This is a genomic window from Marinobacter salexigens (assembly GCF_002806945.1).
Lineage (GTDB): Bacteria > Pseudomonadota > Gammaproteobacteria > Pseudomonadales > Oleiphilaceae > Marinobacter > Marinobacter salexigens.
The window spans coordinates 567038-586154 of sequence record NZ_NIHC01000003.1 but is presented as its reverse complement, the minus strand read 5'-3'; the positions used below and the strand labels follow the sequence as shown (position 1 = coordinate 586154).

Genomic DNA, 19117 nt, shown 5'->3' with positions numbered 1-19117 from the left:
GGTAGCGCCTGTCTGGCATGATCCTACTCTGATCACTTGGCATTTCAGTGACCTGCGAGTAACGTGTCGCCATAGAATGGGCAGACCAAACGCGACTATTTCATACTATGAGCAGCATAGCAGACAACCTCGGGAGCGTAACCCGACGCATACAAAAAGCAACATTGCAGGCAGGCCGTAAACCCGGTTCTGTGAGCCTGTTGGCGGTCAGCAAAACACGCTCCGCACAAGAACTGCGAGAAGCCGTGTCGGCTGGCCAACTGGCATTCGGGGAGAGCTACCTTCAGGAAGCCCTCGACAAAATTGCAGAACTCCGCGACTTGACTGCCATCGACTGGCACTTTATTGGCCCGGTTCAATCCAACAAAACCCGGCAGATTGCCTCAGCTTTTTCCTGGGTGCACAGCGTAGATCGCCTGAAAGTGGCACGACGACTGAGCGAGCAGAGAGAAACCGGTCTACCCCCATTGAATATTTGCCTTCAGGTCAATATTAACAATGAACCGAGCAAGTCTGGCTGCCGGCCAGATGAACTGCCAGAACTGGCCTCTCAGGTAAGCCAGTTACCGGGGCTCCGGCTCAGGGGGCTGATGGCAATCCCCGATCCGGGCCAAACTGAATCGGCCCTCAAGGAGAGCTTTCGCAACCTGGCCAACCTGCTGAAAGAGCTACAGTTGAGATACCCGGAGGCAGGGCCATTGGACACCTTGTCCATGGGCATGTCCGGAGATCTCGAAACAGCAATAGCCGAAGGCGCCACCTGTGTTCGCATTGGTACGGCTATCTTTGGTGAGCGCTCACAGAAGAGCTGAACAGGCCCGTACCTGCTATTATCGGAACCGGATATAACCGAATAACCGCTGGAGCAAACCTTGAGCAAATCACCTACCATTTCGTTTATCGGTGCGGGCAACATGGCCAGCGCCATTATTGGCGGCATGCTGGATAGCGGCTTCAAAGCCAGCAGCATTTGGGCCAGTGCGCCGGACGACGGGCACCTGCAATCCATTCGTAAGCGTTTTGGAATCAGCGTGACAACAGATAACCGCTACTGCGCACAACAGGCAGATATAGTGGTACTCGCAGTCAAACCCCAGGCTATGGCCGACGTGTGTCGTGACATCGCGCCCATCGCTCAGAACACTCGCCCGCTGATGGTCTCTATCGCAGCTGGCCTGGGCTCAGAAACCCTTGATGAGTGGCTTGGTGGCGGCCTTCCTGTTGTGCGGGTTATGCCCAACACACCGTCGTTGGTGGGCAAGGGCGCAGCCGGGCTTTTTGCCAACGAAAGCGTCTCCAGAGCCCAGAAAGAAGCAGTGCAGTCGGTTTTCGAAGGCATAGGCATTGCAGTATGGGTTGAGGATGAGGCGCTGCTTCATGGCGTAACCGCCCTATCAGGTAGCGGCCCAGCCTATTTCTTCCTGATGCTGGAGGCCCTTGAGACTGCGGCAACAGAAGCCGGTGTAAACCCTGCAACCGCCCGTCAACTTGCTATTCAGACCATGGCAGGCGCTGCTGAAATGGCTGCCAAGAGCGAACACAATCCAGCGCAGTTGAAGAAAAACGTGATGTCTCCGGGCGGCACGACTGAACAGGCCGTTCATACCTTTGAAGAAGGCGGCATGCGTGAATTGGTTAAAAAGGCGTACAACGCTGCTTACAAGCGCTCGGAAGAAATGGCCAAAGAACTGGCAGGCAAAGAGTAAAACAGTCACTGACAACGGAGAACAGGCTACATGCTGGCAGACATCCTGATTACGATCCTGCTGATCGCGTCCACTTTTTACATGACCATCATTCTGCTGCGCTTTTTGCTGCAACTGGCCCGGGCCGATTTCTATAACCCGATTTCCCAGTTCGCGGTGAAAGCAACCAACCCATTGCTAAGGCCTTTGCGCCGTTTTATTCCGGGCTGGGGCGGAATTGACGGTGCCGCCTTGGTGCTTGCCATCGTTATCCAGGCCATTACCTTCTTTTTGATTCTTGTGGCCTTGAGTGGCGGCATTCCATCATTTAATCCGCTCACCCTGCTGGTCTGGGCCGTGCTGAATGTTCTGGATCTGATCGTAAAGATCTATTTCTGGTCCGTTATCGCCGTAGTGGTTATCAGTTGGATTGCGCCTGGCAGCAGTCATCCAGCCATTCAGCTTGTTGCACAGATCACTGAGCCGGTGATGCGCCCGGTGCGCAACCTGATGCCTTCCATGGGTGGGCTGGATCTGTCACCCATTATCGTATTCCTTATTCTCAATGTCATTTCTGTTGTCATTGAGCACATGAAAATGGCTGTCGGGCTTGGGGCTATTGGGCTGGGGATGTAACCCAAGTCTCAAACAAACAATCTGTAACACTTCTCCACAAAAAGCCTGATCTGCAAGCCGGAAAATTAACCTGTTGATTTTCCGGCTTTTATTTTTTACATCCTGCCTGAAAGTACGACACACCCGCATACACTGCCCCGCAAAACACTCGGGAACAGGTTAATATTAAAAGGAATTAATTCGTCCATCACGCGGATCCTGGCTCAGCTAGCCGGGAAAATGCCGGAAGTCGTGCAGAGGGAATATCCGATGAGCCTTCAGGGAAATCTTACCCAGCAGGTAGAGGCCTACCATAATTGGAAAAAAGAGCTGATCCGCCAGATCGGCCGTTACCGCCTGTGGCTTCAGGACAACAACCTGTTTTCTGACGACATCAGTGCAAGGATTCGCCACGGGCTTGAACTGCTGATTGAAGACGAGCTGACCATCGCGTTCGTCGGTGAATATTCTCGCGGCAAAACCGAACTCATAAACGCCCTGTTTTTCTCAGAATTCGGCCAGCGCATGCTGCCTTCCCAGGCTGGGCGCACAACCATGTGCCCCACAGAGCTGTTTTTTGACCGCAACGCCAACGAAAACTACCTCCTGCTGCTCCCCATCGAAACCCGCACTGGCGATTTGTCGCTGCAGCAACTGCGTAAACAGCCGGAGCGCTGGGTAAAGCACGAACTGGATGAGAGCGATCCTGAAATCATGCGTGAAATACTGGGTGAAGTGGCCCGGGTCAAAAGCGTTTCCCCTACAGAAGCCCGCGCTCTGGGCTTCGACGAAAGCATGCTGGAGCATGATCGTAACGTTCCCGGCAAAGTTCTGATTCCTGCCTGGCGCAACGCCCAGATCAGTATTCGCCACCCTCTGTTTGAGCGCGGACTGCGGATTCTGGACACGCCGGGACTGAATGCACTTGGCTCCGAACCAGAGCTTACCATCAGCATGCTGCCCCAGGCCCACGCCATTATCTTTGTCCTAAGTGCCGATACTGGCGTCACCGCCAGCGATATGACCATCTGGAAAGAGTACATTGATATAGAGCACGCTGACCACCGTGCCGGGCGCTTTGCGGTACTGAACAAGATTGACGTGCTATGGGACGACCTGCAGGGTGAGAAACACACTCACGATGCCATTGAACGGGTGCGTGGCTATACCGCAGACCACCTGGGCATCCGCCAGCAAGATGTCATCCCGCTGTCAGCAAAACAGGGGCTGGTTGCCAGAGTGCGGAAAGACCCCGATTTGTTCGCGCGTTCAAACATTGGCAATCTGGAGCAGCTGATCATTCAGCGCATCCTGATGCACAAGGAGCAACTGATCACCCAGAGCCTGATCAACGACTTGCTGGGCATGCTCCAGAACAGCCAGGCGGCCATGCAAACCCGGCTTGATTCCCTTAATGAGGAATTCAACGCCTGTGCCGGAACTACCATGGATAAAGCTGCTCTCACCCGGCTAGCCGATCGCGCCCAGAAAGATTACGATTTTTATTACAAGAAGCTGATAACGCTAAGGTCGAGCCGGCGGCTTATGAACTCCCAGGGCGACATGCTGAAAAAGCTTGTAGATGAAAGTCGGTTTGAGACTCATGCCGAAAAAGTCCGCAAAAGCATGTCGAAAAGCTGGACCACGGCGGGCATGAACAATGCCATGGACCAGTTTTTTGAGTTGCTGGAGAGTGATTTCGCCAATCTGCTTAGCGAGGGGCGTCTCGCGGAGAAAATGGTTGGTGCCATTTACCGTCGCTACAACGAGGATACCCGTGCACGGCATCTGGAACCCATTCCACTACGTGCCGGCCGCCACGTCATCGCAGTAAGAGAACTGCGTAAAAAAGCACGTCGCTTCCGCGCCAACCCCAAGAACCTTCTCACAGAACAGTCGATTCTGGTACGTCGCTTTTTCAATGTCATGGTGAGTGAAGCCAGAACCCTGCACGCCCGTGTACAAAGTGATGTAGAGCGCTGGCCCTCAGAAGCGCTGCTTCCGATCATGCAATACTCCATGGAGCAAAAGCAGCTACTGGAGCATCAAATACAGCGCCTGCGGGATATGGTAAGAAGCGATCGTGACAGCCGCTCCGAACGGGAAAGACTGCGCAATACCATCACCGATTTGCGCCGGCAACTGGAACTGGCAGATGCCATGCAGCGACAAATTCGCAAGCCCGCACCCACCATGATCCAGCAAAAAGTGGTCAATATCTCGGGCGCAATCTAGCCTCCTGCTACATTCCTGCACAGTCTGTCAGTTGCAGCCGTGACGACCCGCCTTTAAACTGTTTTATTGGTTCAGGTTCTCCCTGACCAGTAAAGCAGTTATCAACAGACCGAACCAGGAACCTGTCGCGCCGATGCCCGAATCCCTGCCTGTGGATTCTGTCGGGGTAGTCACCCCGCAGACATATCACTTTGAAAAGCCCATTGAGCTCGCATGTGGCCAAACTCTGGAACGCTATGATCTCGTCGTTGAGACCTATGGCGAACTCAATGCCGACCGCAGCAATGCTGTGCTCATATGCCACGCTCTGAGCGGTCATCACCACGCCGCCGGCTACCACTCCATGGACGATCGCAAACCAGGCTGGTGGGATACGTGCATAGGCCCCGGGAAGCCAGTCGATACCAACCGTTTTTTTGTAGTCTGCCTTAACAACCTGGGTGGGTGTCATGGCAGCACAGGCCCCAACTCGATAAACCCGAACACAAACAAACCTTACGGCCCGGATTTTCCCGTGGTTACGGTGGGTGACTGGGTAAAAAGCCAGGCACTGCTGGCGGATCGCCTCGGGATCGACTGCTGGGCAGCCGTGGTGGGCGGCTCATTGGGCGGCATGCAGGCGCTGCAATGGAGCCTGGACTACCCGGACCGCCTGAAGCATGCAGTAGCCATTGCATCCAGCCCCCGTCTTACAGCTCAGAACATTGCCTTTAACGAAGTGGCACGTCAGGCCATCACCTCAGACCGGGAATTCCATGAAGGCCGCTACTCCGATTTCAATGCGCTGCCTCGCCGCGGCTTGATGCTTGCCCGTATGGTAGGCCACATTACCTATCTCTCAGATGCTTCCATGGGGGAGAAGTTCGGCCGGGAGCTAAGAGATCAGGCCTACAAATTTGGTTACGATGCGGAGTTTCAGGTGGAAAGCTACCTTCGTTATCAGGGCGAGCGCTTTTCTGAAAGTTTCGACGCCAATACCTATCTGCTGATGACCCGGGCCCTGGACTACTTTGACCCGGCCTACGAGTTTGGCGGCGACTTGTCAAAAGCGATGGCCAAAGCCAGTTGTGAGTTTCTGGTGCTCTCGTTCAGCACGGACTGGCGCTTTACACCGGCCCGCTCGGAAGAAATGGTGAATGCCATGATCGCCGCACGCCGGAAGGTGAGCTACGCAGAAATTGATGCACCTTGGGGTCATGATGCGTTTCTTATTCCAACCCCGCGCTATACTGATATCTTTACCGCGTACATGGATCGTGTCGCCAGAGAGGTGGGCGCATGAGGGCGGATCTTGAAATCATTCAACAATGGGTAAAGCCTGGCCACCATGTACTGGATCTTGGCTGTGGCGACGGCACACTGCTCGACTACCTCAAGCGGGAACGCAATGCCAGCGGGTTTGGTCTGGAAATTAACCCCGACCATATAACCACCTGCATGAACCGCGGAGTTTCCGTCATTGAGCAGAACCTGGACACCCAGGGTCTGGATAACTTTGAAGACAACAGTTTTGACATTGTACTAATGACACAGGCACTGCAGGCGGTACGCCGCCCAGACAAGGTACTGGATGAAATGCTGCGCCTGGGCGACGAAGGAATAGTCACCTTTCCCAACTTCGCGCACTGGCGGCTACGCTGGGGGCTGGCCCTCAGCGGCCGTATGCCCGAATCAGACGCCCTGCCATATAAATGGTACAACACCCCCAACATACGGTTATGTACCTTCAAGGATTTTGAAGCTCTATGCCGTCAGAAGGGCATTCGCATAAAAAGCCGTCGCGTAGTAGATGGTCAGCACCAGAACAACTGGCTGGCGCGCTTCTGGCCAAACCTGTTGGGCGAGATCGCAATCTACCGCATCACCCGGGAGAAAATGTAATGAAAACCATAGCCCTGCACAACATTCTTGGCATGGCGGCAGCTGCTCTCTTCGCCGCCTTCTTGAGCTTTCCTGCTCTCGCCGGGTCGGAAGACTTCGGAGACTACCAGATCCACTGGAGTGTGTTCCCAAGCACCTTTCTGACACCTGAAGTAGCAAAGACAAACAACCTTCAGCGTAGCAGAAGTATTGGCGTCGTTAATATTTCTATTATGCAGGAAGATGCAAACGGTGTTATCAGCCCTGTATCCGGCCAGGTGGAAGGCAAGGTTTCAAACGATATCCAGCAAGTAAAGTTTCTGGCCTTTCGCAGAATACAGGAAGGCGATTCCGTTTACTTTATTGCCCAGTATCAGTATTCGTCCGGAGAGCTGATGACATTCAACGTTACCGCCCGCCCTACCGGATATAAGCAGGAATTGCCGGTACGGTTTGCCCACACCCTTTTTGGCGACTGAGCAGCCTATGTCTGAGCAACTTGTTATTGCCAGTAACAACAAAGGTAAAATCAGCGAATTCACGGAGCTTCTTGCACCGTTAAACCTGGTGCCCGTATCCCAAGGCGAACTGGGGGTTGGCGAGGCCGAAGAACCGGCGGTGACCTTTGTGGAAAACGCCATTCTGAAAGCACGTCATGCCGCCCGGGAAACCGGCTTGCCTGCCCTGGCAGATGACAGCGGGCTGGCAGTGGATGCGCTAGGCGGTGCACCGGGAGTGCGCTCGGCACGGTATGCAGGCGCTGGTGCGTCCGATCTGGACAATCTAAACGCTCTGCTGAAAGCGTTGGTTGATATACCCGATGGCCAACGGGGCGCGCAATTTCACTGTGTACTGGTGTACTTGCGCCATGCAGACGATCCGACACCGATTGTTTGCCATGGGCGGTGGCCCGGCACAATCCTCAGAGCACCCCGGGGCGACGGTGGATTTGGCTACGACCCCATCTTTCTCTGCCCGGAAAAGAACTGCAGCGCCTCGGAACTGAGCCGGGGCGAGAAAAACCGGATCAGCCATCGAGGCCGGGCCTTGGCATTGCTGACGGAACAGCTTAAGGCAGAGGCCTGACCTCCATGGCGGTGAATATGTCAGCGCCAGTAACTCCACCTCTGAGCCTGTATGTTCATGTGCCTTGGTGCGTGCGTAAATGCCCCTACTGTGACTTCAATTCCCACGCCATCCAGGGTGACATCCCCGAATCCGCCTACCTGAACGCACTGTTTGAAGACATTGACCAGGATCTCGCACTGGCATCAGGCCGCCCCGTGGAAACCGTGTTTATCGGCGGAGGCACGCCCTCCCTGATGAGCGGTGAGTTTTACCAAACGCTTTTTGAAGGACTGCGGGAGCGCCTGGACTTTGCTGCGGATGTTGAAATCACACTGGAGGCCAACCCCGGCACCCTTGAAGAAGGGCGATTTGAGGCCTTCCGCAACGCCGGCATCAATCGCTTGTCTATCGGTGTGCAGAGCTTTAACCCGATACACCTGAAAACCCTCGGCCGTATCCATGACAGTGCAGCAGCACATAGAGCAATCGAGTCCGCCAAAAAAGCGGGCTTCGATAACTTCAATCTGGACCTGATGCACGGCCTGCCAGACCAAACCCCAGACGAGGCCCTGCAAGATCTCAAGACTGCAATGAGCCATGAACCGCCTCATATATCCTGGTACCAACTGACTCTTGAGCCCAATACAGAGTTCTACAGCCGGCCACCGGATTTGCCAGACGACGACCTGCTCTGGGAGATTGCTCAGCGCGGGAGCGAATACTTGCACCTGCACGGATTCAAGGATTACGAGGTGTCTGCGTGGTGCCGGGAAGGCAAAGCTTCAAGACACAATCTTAACTACTGGACCTTCGGAGATTATCTGGCGCTGGGGGCAGGAGGGCACGGTAAAATCAGCCTTCCCGATGGCACGATCAAACGTTACTGGAAAACACGACAGCCTGAGGCCTACCTCAACCGCATAGGTAGCCGTACCGCCGGGAGCGCTAATATTGAGCCTGAGGAACTGCCCCTGGAGTTTCTGATGAACGCACTACGGCTGCGGCAAGGCGTGGATGAAAGCCTTTTCTATGAGCGCACGGGTTTACCCTTGGCATCCGTTGCGGTACAACTTCAGAAGCTGCGTGATGATAAATTGCTCATGGGTGACCGCCTTCAAGCCACAAGCCTGGGGCAAAGGTATCTGAATAGTCTGTTGGAGCGTTTTCTGTAATGGACACGGAAAAGGGATTACCGGCTTTCCCCAAAAGCCTGAAAGCCTGCCTGATAGCAACGGTGGTGTTACTGGCAGCCTTGGTGTTGATCAACCAGCCCCTGAAAACAGAGGCTGCGCAGCAGGGTATTGTGAGTTTTCAGCTGGCGGGAAGTGCCGAGCAGGCGCTGGCGATTGTACAAAGCTGGGGCGCTGAGAACCTGAAATGGGCCAAGCTCTCCTTGTGGCTGGATTTCCTGTTTATTCCGATTTATTGCCTGACTCTGATACTGCTCACCCGGCACTGCACTCAGGACAGGCCCGGTGTTCGCGAGCGCACGGCCGCACGCTGGGTTCGCGCCCTGTTTATAACTGCTGGTGTCGTCGATATTACGGAGAACATGCTCCTGCTGAACAACCTTGATGCACCCACCAATGCTATCAGCTCCGCAGCTGCCATCAGCGCGCTGGCCAAGTTTACAGCTCTCACACTTGGCATTGCAGGCCTGGTGATTATCCGCGCAGCCCGGCGTCATCCACTGACGCCAGGGTAAATGCCTCACCGCGTAGTTTAGTTAGTGCGGTGAAACAGCAAGTCCCAAACACCATGCCCCAGATTCTCGCCACGTTTTTCAAACTTGGTAATCGGGCGGTAGTCAGGCCGTGGTGAGTATTCGCCCTGCTCCTGGGTATTGGCAAACCCTTCAGATTCACCCATTACTTCCATCATATGCTCTGCATAGTTTTCCCAGTCTGTGGCCAGATGCAGAATGCCACCGACTCGCAACTTATGGCGAATGCGCTGAACAAATTCAGGCTGAACCAGTCGTCGCTTGTGATGCTTCTTTTTGTGCCAGGGATCCGGGAAAAACACCATAACCTGGTCCAGACAAGCGTCCGGCAGGCACAAATCGATCACATCATTGGCATCTATGTTGTAAACGCGGACATTCTCCAGCCCACGATCCTCAATTTCCTTGAGCAGTGCGCCGACGCCTGGCAGGTGAACTTCTACACCAATAAAGTCTTGCTCTGGCGCTGCTTCAGCCATTTCCGCCAAGGAGCGGCCCATCCCAAAACCAATTTCGAGATTGAGCATAGCGTCGCGGCCAAATACCTGGCGCGGGTCGATCATGCCGTCTTCACGGCTCAGGCCAAACTTCGGCCAACTGCGCTCGTAGGCCTTTTTCTGGCCCTCGGTCATACGCCCCTGGCGCAACACAAAACTGCGAACACCACGGCGGGTGGTAATGGGCGAATCGCTGGCTGGCTGTTTTTGTGGGTTATCATCACCAAGATCTTGCGGTTCTTTCTGATCAGTCATCTGCAATCCTCAACCGCTGGCTGCGGGTTTGATTAACGGAGTTTGCACACAGTTTACCAGAGTAAAAAGAATCAGGCGGAGACCACAGAGCTCTTACCGGTTTGGCGATCAAACTGGCGATACCCCAGCGCCTCCACCAAATGCGCCTGTGTAACCGCTTCAGCCCCGTCCAGATCGGCCAGAGTACGGGCAACCCGCAGTATCCGGTGCAGTGCACGGGCTGACAGCCCCAACTTCTCCATGGCGCCGGAAAGCAGCTTTTCACTGGAGGGGGCAAGGCTGCAGGCCGTCTGCAGTTCGCGCCCGGACAAAGTTGCGTTAACACACCCCCGATGGGCCTGACGCTCTCTGGCAAGCCCCACCCGCTCTCGTACTGCGGCACTGGACTCACCATCACCACCAGACTGCATCAGTACATCGCCACTTTGCACAGGCACTTCCACGTGTAAATCGAACCTGTCCAGAAGCGGGCCGGAAATTTTCGAGCGATAGCGCATAACCTGTTGGGGCGTGCACTGGCATTCAATGGTTGGGTGCCCGCTGTAGCCGCAAGGACAGGGATTCATCGCGCCGATAACCTGAAATCTTGCAGGGAAACTCACCTGCCGAGCGGCTCGGCTGATGGAAATTTCTCCGGTTTCCATGGGCTCCCGCAGCACTTCCAGAACCCGGCGCTCAAACTCTGGCAATTCATCGAGGAAAAGTACGCCCCTGTGGGCCAAAGAGATTTCTCCGGGCCTGGGGCTGCTGCCACCACCCACCAACGCCACGGCAGACGCGGTGTGATGAGGGGATCTGAATGGCGGTTGGCGCCAACCGCCTTCTCCTACCCGCAGCCCGGCAACCGAATGCACACTGGCCACCTCCATGGCGTGATCGTCGCTCAGATCTGGCAAAATTCCGGGTAAGCGGCTGGCCAACATGCTTTTCCCGGTTCCCGGCGGCCCGAAAAACAGAAGATTGTGCGACCCGGCAGCAGCGACTTCCAAGGCCCGGCGGGGGACACTTTGGCCACGCACATCTGCAAGATCCGGCATGTCTCCATACGCCAGGGGATCAGGCTTTGTGCGGGCCACAGGAACCAGTCGGGCCCGCCCACACAAGTGCTCGCAAACAGCCAATATATGCCCCGCTGCCAGCACATCACCCTGGCTTGCGAGCGCGGCTTCTTCTGCGTTGCTATTGGGTATAAGCAAGCTACGCCCTGCTTTTCGCGCCGCCAGAACGGCAGGCAACACGCCTTTTAGCGGGCGGAGCGCACCATCAAGGGAAAGCTCTCCCAGAAACTCACAGGACGCAAGACTTTCGGTAGGTATCTGCCCGGAAGCGGCAAGAATGCCAAGCGCGATTGGCAGATCAAAGCGGCCGCCTTCTTTGGGCAAGTCTGCCGGCGCCAGATTGATGGTTATACGGCGTGCCGGGAATTCAAAGCCTGCGTTCAACAACGCGCTTCTCACTCGTTCGCGGCTTTCACGCACACCGGTTTCAGGCAAACCAACAATAGAAAGCGCGGGGAGCCCGCCGGAAAGATGGACCTCAACGGTGACTTCAGGCGCAGATACGCCAATGCTGGCGCGGGAATGGACAACGGCAAGCATAACAACCTTCCATGGTTTCTGGTTATCAGTCCAAGGCCAAAATACATCGGCCAACATGAGCCCGACTTCCTGCCGGGAGCAATCTGGGTTTACTGTGATTTCTGAGACTTTTCCAGCTCCGCGACTCTTTTTTCCAAAGCCTCTACCATCTCGCGGGTTTTCATAAGCACTGCTTGCTGGGCGTCAAATTCGTCACGGGTCACCAGCTCCAAACGCGCCAAAACCGACGTAACCGCAGCGCGAGCCTGGGTTTCAAAATCTTCCCGGGCGGCACGAGCCATATCTGGTACAAATTGCCCAAACTGCCCCTGAATCTGCGAAAAAATATCCTGTGGGCCTTTCACTCATCACCTCACTGATTAAAATAATGTCCGGTTTCGGCCAAAAGACACGGGCCGCGACCTGTTTGCAGGAGTGTATCACACCGCCAGCCCTGCCATACTAGGCGCGGTGAGCACTATAATAGCCTTCTCCATCCCTTGGCTTGCTCCAGTGTGGCTCATGGGATGGCTGAGCGCCCTGTTGTGGTGCAAAATCTGGTTCTCAGATCTATAACACTCTGCGACCAAAGCTTACTAAGCAACTGTTTTGAATTTATTTTTTTGCGTTGGCACACCCGGTGCTTTAGCTCTTGTACGCAATCCGCACAGTTGACGTGCAGAGCGGCAGCACTCCGAACTCAACAAATGGCCGATGGCCTCTCATGTTGGGACGGTTTTACCAAGGAGAAAGTAATGAAACTTGTGACAGCGATCATCAAGCCTTTCAAGTTGGATGATGTCCGAGAGGCACTATCCGAGATTGGCGTACAAGGCGTAACCGTCACCGAGGTGAAAGGCTTCGGGCGGCAGAAGGGCCACACAGAGCTTTATCGTGGCGCGGAATATGTGGTGGATTTTCTGCCCAAAGTAAAAATTGAAGTGGCCATTGGCGACAACCTGCTCGACCAGGTTATCGAATCCATTACCAAAGCTGCCAACACCGGCAAGATTGGCGACGGCAAGATCTTCGTGACCGAACTGCTACAGGCCATTCGGATCCGGACAGGTGAGACAGGCGAAGAAGCCGTCTGATATTGCCCTGATCAGCTAAAAAACCAACGCAAAAAAATCAACTTGAAGTGCCTTGTGCGGAGGGCTTCCTATGGAAAGCAATGTTTTTCACCTGCAGTATGCAATAGATACGTTTTATTTCCTGATGTGCGGCGCATTAGTTATGTGGATGGCTGCGGGTTTTGCCATGCTCGAATCCGGGCTGGTAAGAGCTAAAAACACCACTGAAATCCTCACTAAAAACGTCGCGCTTTATGCCATTGCCTGCACCATGTACCTGGTGTGCGGCTATGCCCTCATGTACGACGGCACCCTTCTACTGAACGGCATTGAGCGAATAGATGCGGCAGCAGTTCTGGCTGACATTGCCAGTCGGGAAGATGGTTTTGAGGGCGGTGCGATTTACTCCAGCGCGGCGGATTTCTTCTTCCAGGTGGTGTTTGTAGCCACCGCCATGTCGATCGTATCCGGTGCCGTTGCTGAACGAATGAAGTTGTGGGCATTTCTCGCCTTTGCAGCGGTGATGACCGGGCTTATCTACCCGCTGGAAGGTTCCTGGACCTGGGGCGGCAAGGATGTTTTCGGGCTGTATAGCCTGGGCGACCTGGGCTTCAGTGACTTTGCCGGCTCCGGCATCGTCCACCTGGCCGGTGCCGCCGCGGCCCTTGCCGGGGTGCTGTTGCTGGGTGCCCGCAAAGGCAAATACGGCCCCAACGGCGAAATCCGCGCCATTCCCGGCTCCAATCTGCCGCTGGCTGCGCTGGGCACATTTATCCTGTGGATGGGCTGGTTTGGCTTCAATGGCGGCTCTGTTCTCAAGCTAGGCGATATCGCCAGCGCCAATTCGGTTGCCATGGTCTTCCTCAACACCAACGCAGCTGCCGCAGGTGGAGCCATCGCCGCCCTGATAACCGGTCGCCTGTTGTTTGGCAAAGCGGATTTGACCATGCTTCTCAACGGAGCCATCGCTGGCCTGGTGGTGATCACCGCCGAGCCATCGACCCCAAGCGCACTGGTTGCAACGCTCTGGGGTGGTCTTGGCGGTGTGCTGGTGGTGTTCAGCGTTATCTTTCTCGACAAACTGCGTATCGACGACCCGGTGGGCGCCATCTCTGCCCACGGTGTCTGCGGTTTCCTGGGGCTAATGCTGGTGCCGGTAACCAACGGCGACGCAAGCTTCAGCGGCCAGTTGATTGGTGCGGCAACCATTTTTGGCTGGGTGTTTCTTGCCAGCCTGCTGGTATGGGGCATTATCAAGGCTGTAACGGGGATAAGAGTCAGCGAGCTGGATGAATACGAGGGTGTTGATCTGGCGGAGTGCGGCATGGAAGCCTATCCGGAGTTTGTTACCGGAAAATAGCCAACCTCAGGTGAGCCTGGGAGGGATACCTGAATGGGTATTCCTTCCCGGTTTCTGAATCGCGGTATTTGAACAATGCGTCCGGGCCGCCAGACCGGGTGACAGTATTTACACATTCGGCTACCATCACTGTGCATTTTGGTCATCTAAGGATAGATGAAGGCAGCCATGAAGGACTCCACAGCCCAGAGCCGAAAGGCTCACGAAACCACGTCGTTTTATCATCATTCAGGTTCTTTTGATGCAGATGCCAATTGGTATCTGATTGACCAGGCAAAGCACTCCGAAGCCTTGCGCCTGCTTTTCGAGCAGGACCCGGTGCCGGTTTACGACTTGCCCTACATCCATTCGCAATACCGTGAACAAGCCTTTGATGGCCCGTTGATTACTCAGCCTGTCACTCACCAGAGTGAGCATTGGCTGCAAGGATGGCTAGCAGAGGGCAAAGCCCTGGCCATACACGGCCCACAATTGACGCTCGAAGACATCCGCAATCATCTTGTCAGCCTGAACACGGTTAGCGGCCCGCACGGCGACAGCCTCTTTCGTTACTCAGATCCGGCAACACTGGGCAGCCTTGGGGCTTCGCTCTCACCCCATCAACGCCTGCGCGTGCTTGGCCCACTAACCGCTATCAAGGGGCACTATGGAAGTGCCAACTGGTCGCTTGTGAAAAACGAGACCCGGGCAGCTTCGAGCGGTTTGGCTGACACTGTCTCGCAACCGTTGGTGCTGACCAAAGAGAACCTGGCAGCCGTGGAGCACTGTCGCCAGAACCTGCTGGTGAAGTCCCTTGCTCAGGGCAATGGACTGGAGGATGGCGTCGTTTCTTCTTGGTTCCAGCAATTGATCACATTAGGGGCTCCGAATGAACAAGCCCTGGTAGAAGGCGCGGAGCTTTTGATACGGCAAGGTTTCACCAGAGTTCTGAACCAGGATGAGCTGGCGACTGTACGCAAAACCCGGCAAGGAGCCCATTGGTCCGGCACACTGGAAGCACTTTCAACATTAGCGCACTTACAGGAGGGAACCTGAATGACAGCCGCAAGCCACCTGCCCTTTTCACCCAGCTCAGCACCTTTTGGCGCCCACGGCGCGCCCATTTGCACCCACGAAACCGCAAACGTGCGCCTGCAACGCTCGGACAACCTCAAGCGCACGAGGGCGTTTATCGGCGCCGGCACAATCACCGATGAGAGCGGCAAGGTTGTAACCGCTCAACTGGAAAATGGCACAGAACATACGCCAGACAATACCGAAGCCATCTTCACTCAACTCGTCACCGGAAATGCCAGATGGCGTTGGCCGGAGGAGCCGGAAGGCGAGCATCTGATCGGTTTCGATACTGTGAGTGAACAACGCCGCTTCGCCCCCGGTCATTACCTCGATGAAGGTGTAGACCTCACGGTTATTCAGGGCGAACGCAAAGCCAGGGCTATACACTTGCCGCCGCCGGTAATCATCAACCTGCGGGATCCGGCCCCTGCCTCGGGCGACTTGCTGACAGACGAGCAACTGGATTATTTCCGGGAGAATGGCAACAACGCGCTTATCTACATACACGGCTACAACGTGCCCCATGGAGAGTGGGGGCGATTCCTGAACCGCAAGGATAGCCAAAAACGTTACGGCGGCCACGGGCCAGTACCGAGAACTGCCTGGCACCCAAACAAGGCTACGGTCTGGCAGGATACGGGGGCGCTATCGGACTATACCGCCACCCCGCTGAAAGACGACGAAGTGAACGGCACAGGCGCGCACAGCTGGGCCATTCACATGGAATACCAACTGAATCGCGCTGCGGGTTTTGATGGCAAGGACTGGATGCCCTACAGCCGCATTATCAATGTTTCCTGGCCTGGGAATACCGGCGCTACAGACTTTATGCAGGCCGAACTGAATGCCATGGCGAGTGGGCGGCGTTTGGTGGCCATAATTCAACAACTGGCAAACGCTGGCATTGCCATCAACATCATCACTCATTCACTGGGCGCACGGGTGGGCCTCACTGCACTGAATATTCTGGGTACCATCGGGCATAGCAACCTGGTGGACCACCTGTTTCTCTGGCAGCCAGCGGTCGCCGACAACGCTCTCACCAACGACAGCTCCCGTGATGCGCACCCCCTGGGGCTCGGCGTGTTTCCGTCCGCCCACAGCGCCGCCCGGAAAATTGTCGTGCTGCACTCCCGTGGTGACGGGATTCTCGGGCCAGACAATACCGACGACAGGGCCTGGTGGCAAAAGGCCCTGTACCGTATCCACCCTGCAGCAATGACCGCCTGGGCGCTGGCCAGGGCCGAGGATCCGATGGATGACATACTCGGTAAATTGCACGGAGCTTATAACAAGAAATGGTGGTGCTTCCCGAGCTTTCTGGACAATGGCTTCGAGCCTGCCATTGAAAAGCTCTACAAGGAGTATTTGCCCCTCACCTTTGACGCCGGGGAAACGGCCCACCCTCAGCGTTCGGCGTATGTACCCGAGGTGCTCAAACAAACCGTTAAAGCCAACTGGGGCAGGCTGGAACAAGAAATTCTAGCCGAAGCAAACGCTCTCTGGCAGCCCTGCATAGACTGCCTGCGTATCGGCGAGCGGCCGCCTGAGTACACCCTGCTGTCGCCGTTGAATCACCGCGCCAGCATAAGCCCGCAGGTGGCGAAGGATTATGTTTTGCGTTTGAAGAGGCTTGCGGTGAATGGGTGGTTTCCGAAGCAGTCGCCGAGGCCGGCGTTGGGGTATGTGGGGTTTGCCAAGGTTACGGGTGAAGGAACTGGCTTCTTTCGAGATGGATTTATCGAGGATAACCTGCAGGATGGATCTTGGGCGGAGGTTGATCAAAGCTCTTGGCTCTTCAGCCATTCAGGAATGCGCATCCCCACCCAAGAACTGTTTGAAGAGGTCTACCAGCGAGAAATTATGCAGAGCCAATTACTGGCAAATTCAAAGTTTGGGCGTTACTGATGAGCAAATTCAATCTACGGGCACTTCTACTAGTGGGAGTGACTTTGGCTGCAGGGTTCACCTTGTGGAAAGTTTACAACTCAGCCGGGCCCGTCGTAAGTGCCTCAGTTTCCTCAAACGGGGCATTTGCCATCACGGCCCACAGGGATCAGAAGTTGATTCTGTGGGATTTGAAAGCACGTAACCGGAAAATCATTAGCCGCGAGGCTAACATCTATAGTGCCTATTTCATTAAAAAGCGGGATGTTTTTCTATGGCAGGATCTCGACAACGTCGTGACCGCCCAAACAACAAACGGAATGCCCCAGACAACTTTTGAGTTAGACAAACCGACCTATGGTCATCTCATGACTCAGGATCTCAACACCTATTACTACTCTGACATTGGCTGGGGCATATTTCGACGATGGAAAGACGGATCTACAGAGACAATCAAAGCAACCGATGGCAGAGCTTTTCTTGGCTACCACAAGCTCTTCAATCTCTCGATGGACGAGTCAGAGCAATGGCTGGTTTCTGCAGGAAGCGGGGAATCCAAAGCATTTGAACCACCCTATTACCGGTCGATACAAGAAGTTCGTGATCAAGGGGAGAAATACCAGCGCATGAACGGTGTCGCTTTGTGGGGTCTCGAAACCGGGCAACCAATTGCTAAACTGGACGGCAATTCAGTCAAAACTCACGCCGCCATTAGCCCAGACGGGCAATGGGTGGTCAGCGCAGACGAGAATGGTATCGGTTATTTTTGGAATACAGCTCAGCCAGGAACCCGACATAGGTTAGCAACCTATTATGGTGGCGTGTATCTCGATGACACTCCGTTTGAGGCGGGCGACCCTCGAAACAGAGATAGAAGCGGCCTCATTGATGCCCCTGAAGGCCTCAACACCTTCACCATCGCCGTGGCCTTCATCCACAACAGCGAATACTACCTGCGCTTCGGCAACAACAGCCACATAGCCGCCCTATTCAAAACCGGCAGCCCCTGGCCCGTGAAGTACTTTGATCTGGGTGAATCGCCCAAATTGGTCACCTACGGCAGCAACTACGACCGCAACACCGCCATCGCCACCTCTCCCGAGGCGGGTATTCTGGCGATGGGGCATCAGTCGTCCGGTGGCATCAGCGTGTACCAGTTTGACCCGGACGAACTGACGCTCGAGCGCATCTGGGCGGTGAAGTAGCCACCAACTAACACACTGCCGGTCGCGTTTCGTCTTCCAGGGCTTCGATCATGAACTGGGGCATGGCCAAGGCGCCGTAGTGAATACCGCTGTTGTAGTAGCGAGTTACGAAGGGGCGCTTGTTGGCATCATCCTCGCGGAAATACCTCAGCGGATTGTCCTTGCTGGCCATGGTGCAACTCCACCAGCCGGTGGGGTAAACCGGCTGAGGGAACGGCAGGGTTTGCACGTGGTCGAAGCCGGCTTTGCGCATGTCGTTGTGCATGTCTTTGATGATGGTATTGGTGTGAAGCAGCGGCGATTCGCTCTGCTGCACAATAATGCCGCCGTCACCCAGCGCCAGCATGGCGTCGCGATAGAAATCCAGGGCAAAGAGGCCTTCAGCGGGGCCAACCGGATCGGTACTGTCGATAATGATGACATCAATGCTGTCGGGATCCACTTCTCGCATCCATTGAACGCCGTCGCCAAAGAAGAAATTGGCCCGTGGGTCATCGTTGGATTCGCACAATTCCGGGAAATATTCCTCAGACATGCGAGTGACCCGCTCGTCGATTTCAACCTGCCAGGCTTCTTCAACATCCGGGTGTTTCAGCACTTCTTTCAAAGTGCCGCAGTCACCGCCCCCCACAATCACCACCTTTTTCGGGTTTTTATGGGTGAATAGCGCCGGGTGAGTCATCATCTCGTGGTACAGAAAGTTATCCCGGGTAGTCAGCATCACACAGCCATCCAGCACCATCAGGTTGCCGAAGGTTTCGGTTTCGTAGATTTCCAGCTTCTGAAACGGTGTTTGCTCTTCGTGCAGCTTCTTTCTCACCTGCAGTGAAAACGCCGTTCCTTGATCCTGGAAAACCTCTGTAAACCAATCGTTACTCAGTGTCGTCATGGTGCTCTCCCGCAAATACCTGATGCAATGGCCAAAGCCTGTATTGTAGGTTTTGTTTATCGGCCAGCCATAGTATTTATTATCGAATATTACTGATTAGGCCTAGCATGTCGTGATCGACGGCGACCGGCT

Annotated in this window: 19 protein-coding genes; 15 read left to right on the top strand and 4 right to left on the bottom strand. The window is 55.1% G+C overall.

Translation table 11 applies throughout. The features are described from left to right. Window positions 1–107: 107 nt before the first annotated feature. The 10 genes from CDH47_RS07635 (at window position 108) to CDH47_RS07590 (ending at window position 9168) form a co-directional block, all read left to right on the top strand. Window positions 108–812, top strand: coding sequence for a YggS family pyridoxal phosphate-dependent enzyme (locus tag CDH47_RS07635; RefSeq protein WP_100639246.1), 705 nt, complete (start codon window positions 108–110; stop codon window positions 810–812). Window positions 813–872: 60 nt separating this feature from the next. After that, the gene (gene proC / locus CDH47_RS07630) at window positions 873–1706 is read left to right on the top strand and encodes a pyrroline-5-carboxylate reductase (RefSeq protein ID WP_100639245.1); all 834 of its coding nucleotides are present in this window, start codon (window positions 873–875) and stop codon (window positions 1704–1706) included. 30 nt (window positions 1707–1736) lie between these two features. Continuing rightward, window positions 1737–2321, top strand: a complete 585-nt coding sequence (locus CDH47_RS07625) for a YggT family protein (RefSeq protein ID WP_100639244.1) — start codon at window positions 1737–1739, stop codon at window positions 2319–2321. Between the two features lie 249 nt (window positions 2322–2570). Next, window positions 2571–4535 (top strand): dynamin family protein, encoded by a 1965-nt coding sequence (locus CDH47_RS07620; protein WP_100639243.1) that lies wholly within the window; start codon window positions 2571–2573, stop codon window positions 4533–4535. Between the two features lie 133 nt (window positions 4536–4668). Next, on the top strand, window positions 4669–5817 hold the full coding sequence (metX, locus tag CDH47_RS07615; RefSeq protein WP_100639242.1) for a homoserine O-succinyltransferase MetX: 1149 nt from the start codon (window positions 4669–4671) through the stop codon (window positions 5815–5817). Further along, complete coding sequence (gene metW, locus CDH47_RS07610; RefSeq protein ID WP_100639241.1) at window positions 5814–6416, top strand: methionine biosynthesis protein MetW; 603 nt, start codon at window positions 5814–5816, stop codon at window positions 6414–6416. Before metX ends, metW begins: the two co-directional genes overlap by 4 nt. Further along, a complete protein-coding gene (locus CDH47_RS07605; protein ID WP_420843665.1) occupies window positions 6416–6874 on the top strand; it encodes a DUF4426 domain-containing protein in 459 nt (152 codons plus the stop codon). Before metW ends, CDH47_RS07605 begins: the two co-directional genes overlap by 1 nt. Window positions 6875–6881: 7 nt before the next feature. Continuing rightward, complete coding sequence (rdgB, locus tag CDH47_RS07600; RefSeq protein WP_100639240.1) at window positions 6882–7481, top strand: RdgB/HAM1 family non-canonical purine NTP pyrophosphatase; 600 nt, start codon at window positions 6882–6884, stop codon at window positions 7479–7481. A gap of 17 nt (window positions 7482–7498) precedes the next feature. Beyond that, on the top strand, window positions 7499–8635 hold the full coding sequence (hemW, locus tag CDH47_RS07595) for a radical SAM family heme chaperone HemW (protein WP_420843664.1): 1137 nt from the start codon (window positions 7499–7501) through the stop codon (window positions 8633–8635). Beyond that, a complete protein-coding gene (locus CDH47_RS07590; RefSeq protein WP_100639238.1) occupies window positions 8635–9168 on the top strand; it encodes a hypothetical protein in 534 nt (177 codons plus the stop codon). Before hemW ends, CDH47_RS07590 begins: the two co-directional genes overlap by 1 nt. A gap of 17 nt (window positions 9169–9185) precedes the next feature. Here CDH47_RS07590 and trmB read toward each other — a convergent pair whose 3' ends face one another. From trmB to CDH47_RS07575, 3 genes are all read right to left on the bottom strand, one after another. Then, window positions 9186–9938 carry a tRNA (guanosine(46)-N7)-methyltransferase TrmB gene (gene trmB / locus CDH47_RS07585; protein WP_100639237.1) on the bottom strand — a complete coding sequence of 251 codons (753 nt, stop codon included), beginning with the start codon at window positions 9936–9938 and terminating at the stop codon, window positions 9186–9188. 71 nt (window positions 9939–10009) lie between these two features. After that, complete coding sequence (locus CDH47_RS07580) at window positions 10010–11536, bottom strand: YifB family Mg chelatase-like AAA ATPase (RefSeq protein ID WP_100639352.1); 1527 nt, start codon at window positions 11534–11536, stop codon at window positions 10010–10012. Between the two features lie 89 nt (window positions 11537–11625). Then, the gene (locus CDH47_RS07575; protein ID WP_100639236.1) at window positions 11626–11880 is read right to left on the bottom strand and encodes an accessory factor UbiK family protein; all 255 of its coding nucleotides are present in this window, start codon (window positions 11878–11880) and stop codon (window positions 11626–11628) included. 390 nt (window positions 11881–12270) lie between these two features. Here CDH47_RS07575 and glnK point away from each other — a divergent pair, with 390 nt between their 5' ends. The 5 genes from glnK to CDH47_RS07550 all read left to right on the top strand — a co-directional run bounded on the left by glnK (window position 12271) and on the right by CDH47_RS07550 (window position 18096). Next, the gene (glnK, locus tag CDH47_RS07570) at window positions 12271–12609 is read left to right on the top strand and encodes a P-II family nitrogen regulator (protein ID WP_100639235.1); all 339 of its coding nucleotides are present in this window, start codon (window positions 12271–12273) and stop codon (window positions 12607–12609) included. A gap of 70 nt (window positions 12610–12679) precedes the next feature. Then, a complete protein-coding gene (locus tag CDH47_RS07565; protein ID WP_100639234.1) occupies window positions 12680–13948 on the top strand; it encodes an ammonium transporter in 1269 nt (422 codons plus the stop codon). Between the two features lie 168 nt (window positions 13949–14116). Next, entirely contained in the window at window positions 14117–14983 is an 867-nt protein-coding gene (locus CDH47_RS07560) for a DUF4123 domain-containing protein (RefSeq protein ID WP_161494482.1), read from the top strand. Further along, the gene (locus CDH47_RS07555) at window positions 14984–16912 is read left to right on the top strand and encodes an alpha/beta hydrolase (RefSeq protein WP_100639232.1); all 1929 of its coding nucleotides are present in this window, start codon (window positions 14984–14986) and stop codon (window positions 16910–16912) included. Next, window positions 16912–18096, top strand: a complete 1185-nt coding sequence (locus CDH47_RS07550) for a WD40 repeat domain-containing protein (protein WP_100639231.1) — start codon at window positions 16912–16914, stop codon at window positions 18094–18096. Before CDH47_RS07555 ends, CDH47_RS07550 begins: the two co-directional genes overlap by 1 nt. 7 nt (window positions 18097–18103) lie before the next feature. On the opposite strand, the gene speE is transcribed toward CDH47_RS07550, so the two are convergent. Beyond that, window positions 18104–18985, bottom strand: coding sequence for a polyamine aminopropyltransferase (gene speE / locus CDH47_RS07545; protein WP_100639230.1), 882 nt, complete (start codon window positions 18983–18985; stop codon window positions 18104–18106). Between the last annotated feature and the right edge of the window lie 132 nt (window positions 18986–19117).

Excerpts from the sequence above, each read along its gene's own strand:
- CDH47_RS07625 (WP_100639244.1), top strand. The coding sequence starts at position 1,737 with ATGCTGGCAGACATCCTGATTACGATCCTGCTGATCGCGTCCACTTTT.
- CDH47_RS07555 (WP_100639232.1), top strand. The coding sequence starts at position 14,984 with ATGACAGCCGCAAGCCACCTGCCCTTTTCACCCAGCTCAGCACCTTTT.
- CDH47_RS07635 (WP_100639246.1), top strand. The coding sequence starts at position 108 with ATGAGCAGCATAGCAGACAACCTCGGGAGCGTAACCCGACGCATACAA.
- CDH47_RS07620 (WP_100639243.1), top strand. The coding sequence starts at position 2,571 with ATGAGCCTTCAGGGAAATCTTACCCAGCAGGTAGAGGCCTACCATAAT.
- CDH47_RS07560 (WP_161494482.1), top strand. The coding sequence starts at position 14,117 with ATGAAGGACTCCACAGCCCAGAGCCGAAAGGCTCACGAAACCACGTCG.
- glnK (WP_100639235.1), top strand. The coding sequence starts at position 12,271 with ATGAAACTTGTGACAGCGATCATCAAGCCTTTCAAGTTGGATGATGTC.
- trmB (WP_100639237.1), bottom strand. The coding sequence starts at position 9,938 with ATGACTGATCAGAAAGAACCGCAAGATCTTGGTGATGATAACCCACAA.
- hemW (WP_420843664.1), top strand. The coding sequence starts at position 7,499 with ATGTCAGCGCCAGTAACTCCACCTCTGAGCCTGTATGTTCATGTGCCT.
- metW (WP_100639241.1), top strand. The coding sequence starts at position 5,814 with ATGAGGGCGGATCTTGAAATCATTCAACAATGGGTAAAGCCTGGCCAC.
- rdgB (WP_100639240.1), top strand. The coding sequence starts at position 6,882 with ATGTCTGAGCAACTTGTTATTGCCAGTAACAACAAAGGTAAAATCAGC.
- CDH47_RS07590 (WP_100639238.1), top strand. The coding sequence starts at position 8,635 with ATGGACACGGAAAAGGGATTACCGGCTTTCCCCAAAAGCCTGAAAGCC.
- CDH47_RS07565 (WP_100639234.1), top strand. The coding sequence starts at position 12,680 with ATGGAAAGCAATGTTTTTCACCTGCAGTATGCAATAGATACGTTTTAT.
- CDH47_RS07580 (WP_100639352.1), bottom strand. The coding sequence starts at position 11,536 with ATGCTTGCCGTTGTCCATTCCCGCGCCAGCATTGGCGTATCTGCGCCT.
- speE (WP_100639230.1), bottom strand. The coding sequence starts at position 18,985 with ATGACGACACTGAGTAACGATTGGTTTACAGAGGTTTTCCAGGATCAA.
- CDH47_RS07550 (WP_100639231.1), top strand. The coding sequence starts at position 16,912 with ATGAGCAAATTCAATCTACGGGCACTTCTACTAGTGGGAGTGACTTTG.
- metX (WP_100639242.1), top strand. The coding sequence starts at position 4,669 with ATGCCCGAATCCCTGCCTGTGGATTCTGTCGGGGTAGTCACCCCGCAG.
- CDH47_RS07605 (WP_420843665.1), top strand. The coding sequence starts at position 6,416 with ATGAAAACCATAGCCCTGCACAACATTCTTGGCATGGCGGCAGCTGCT.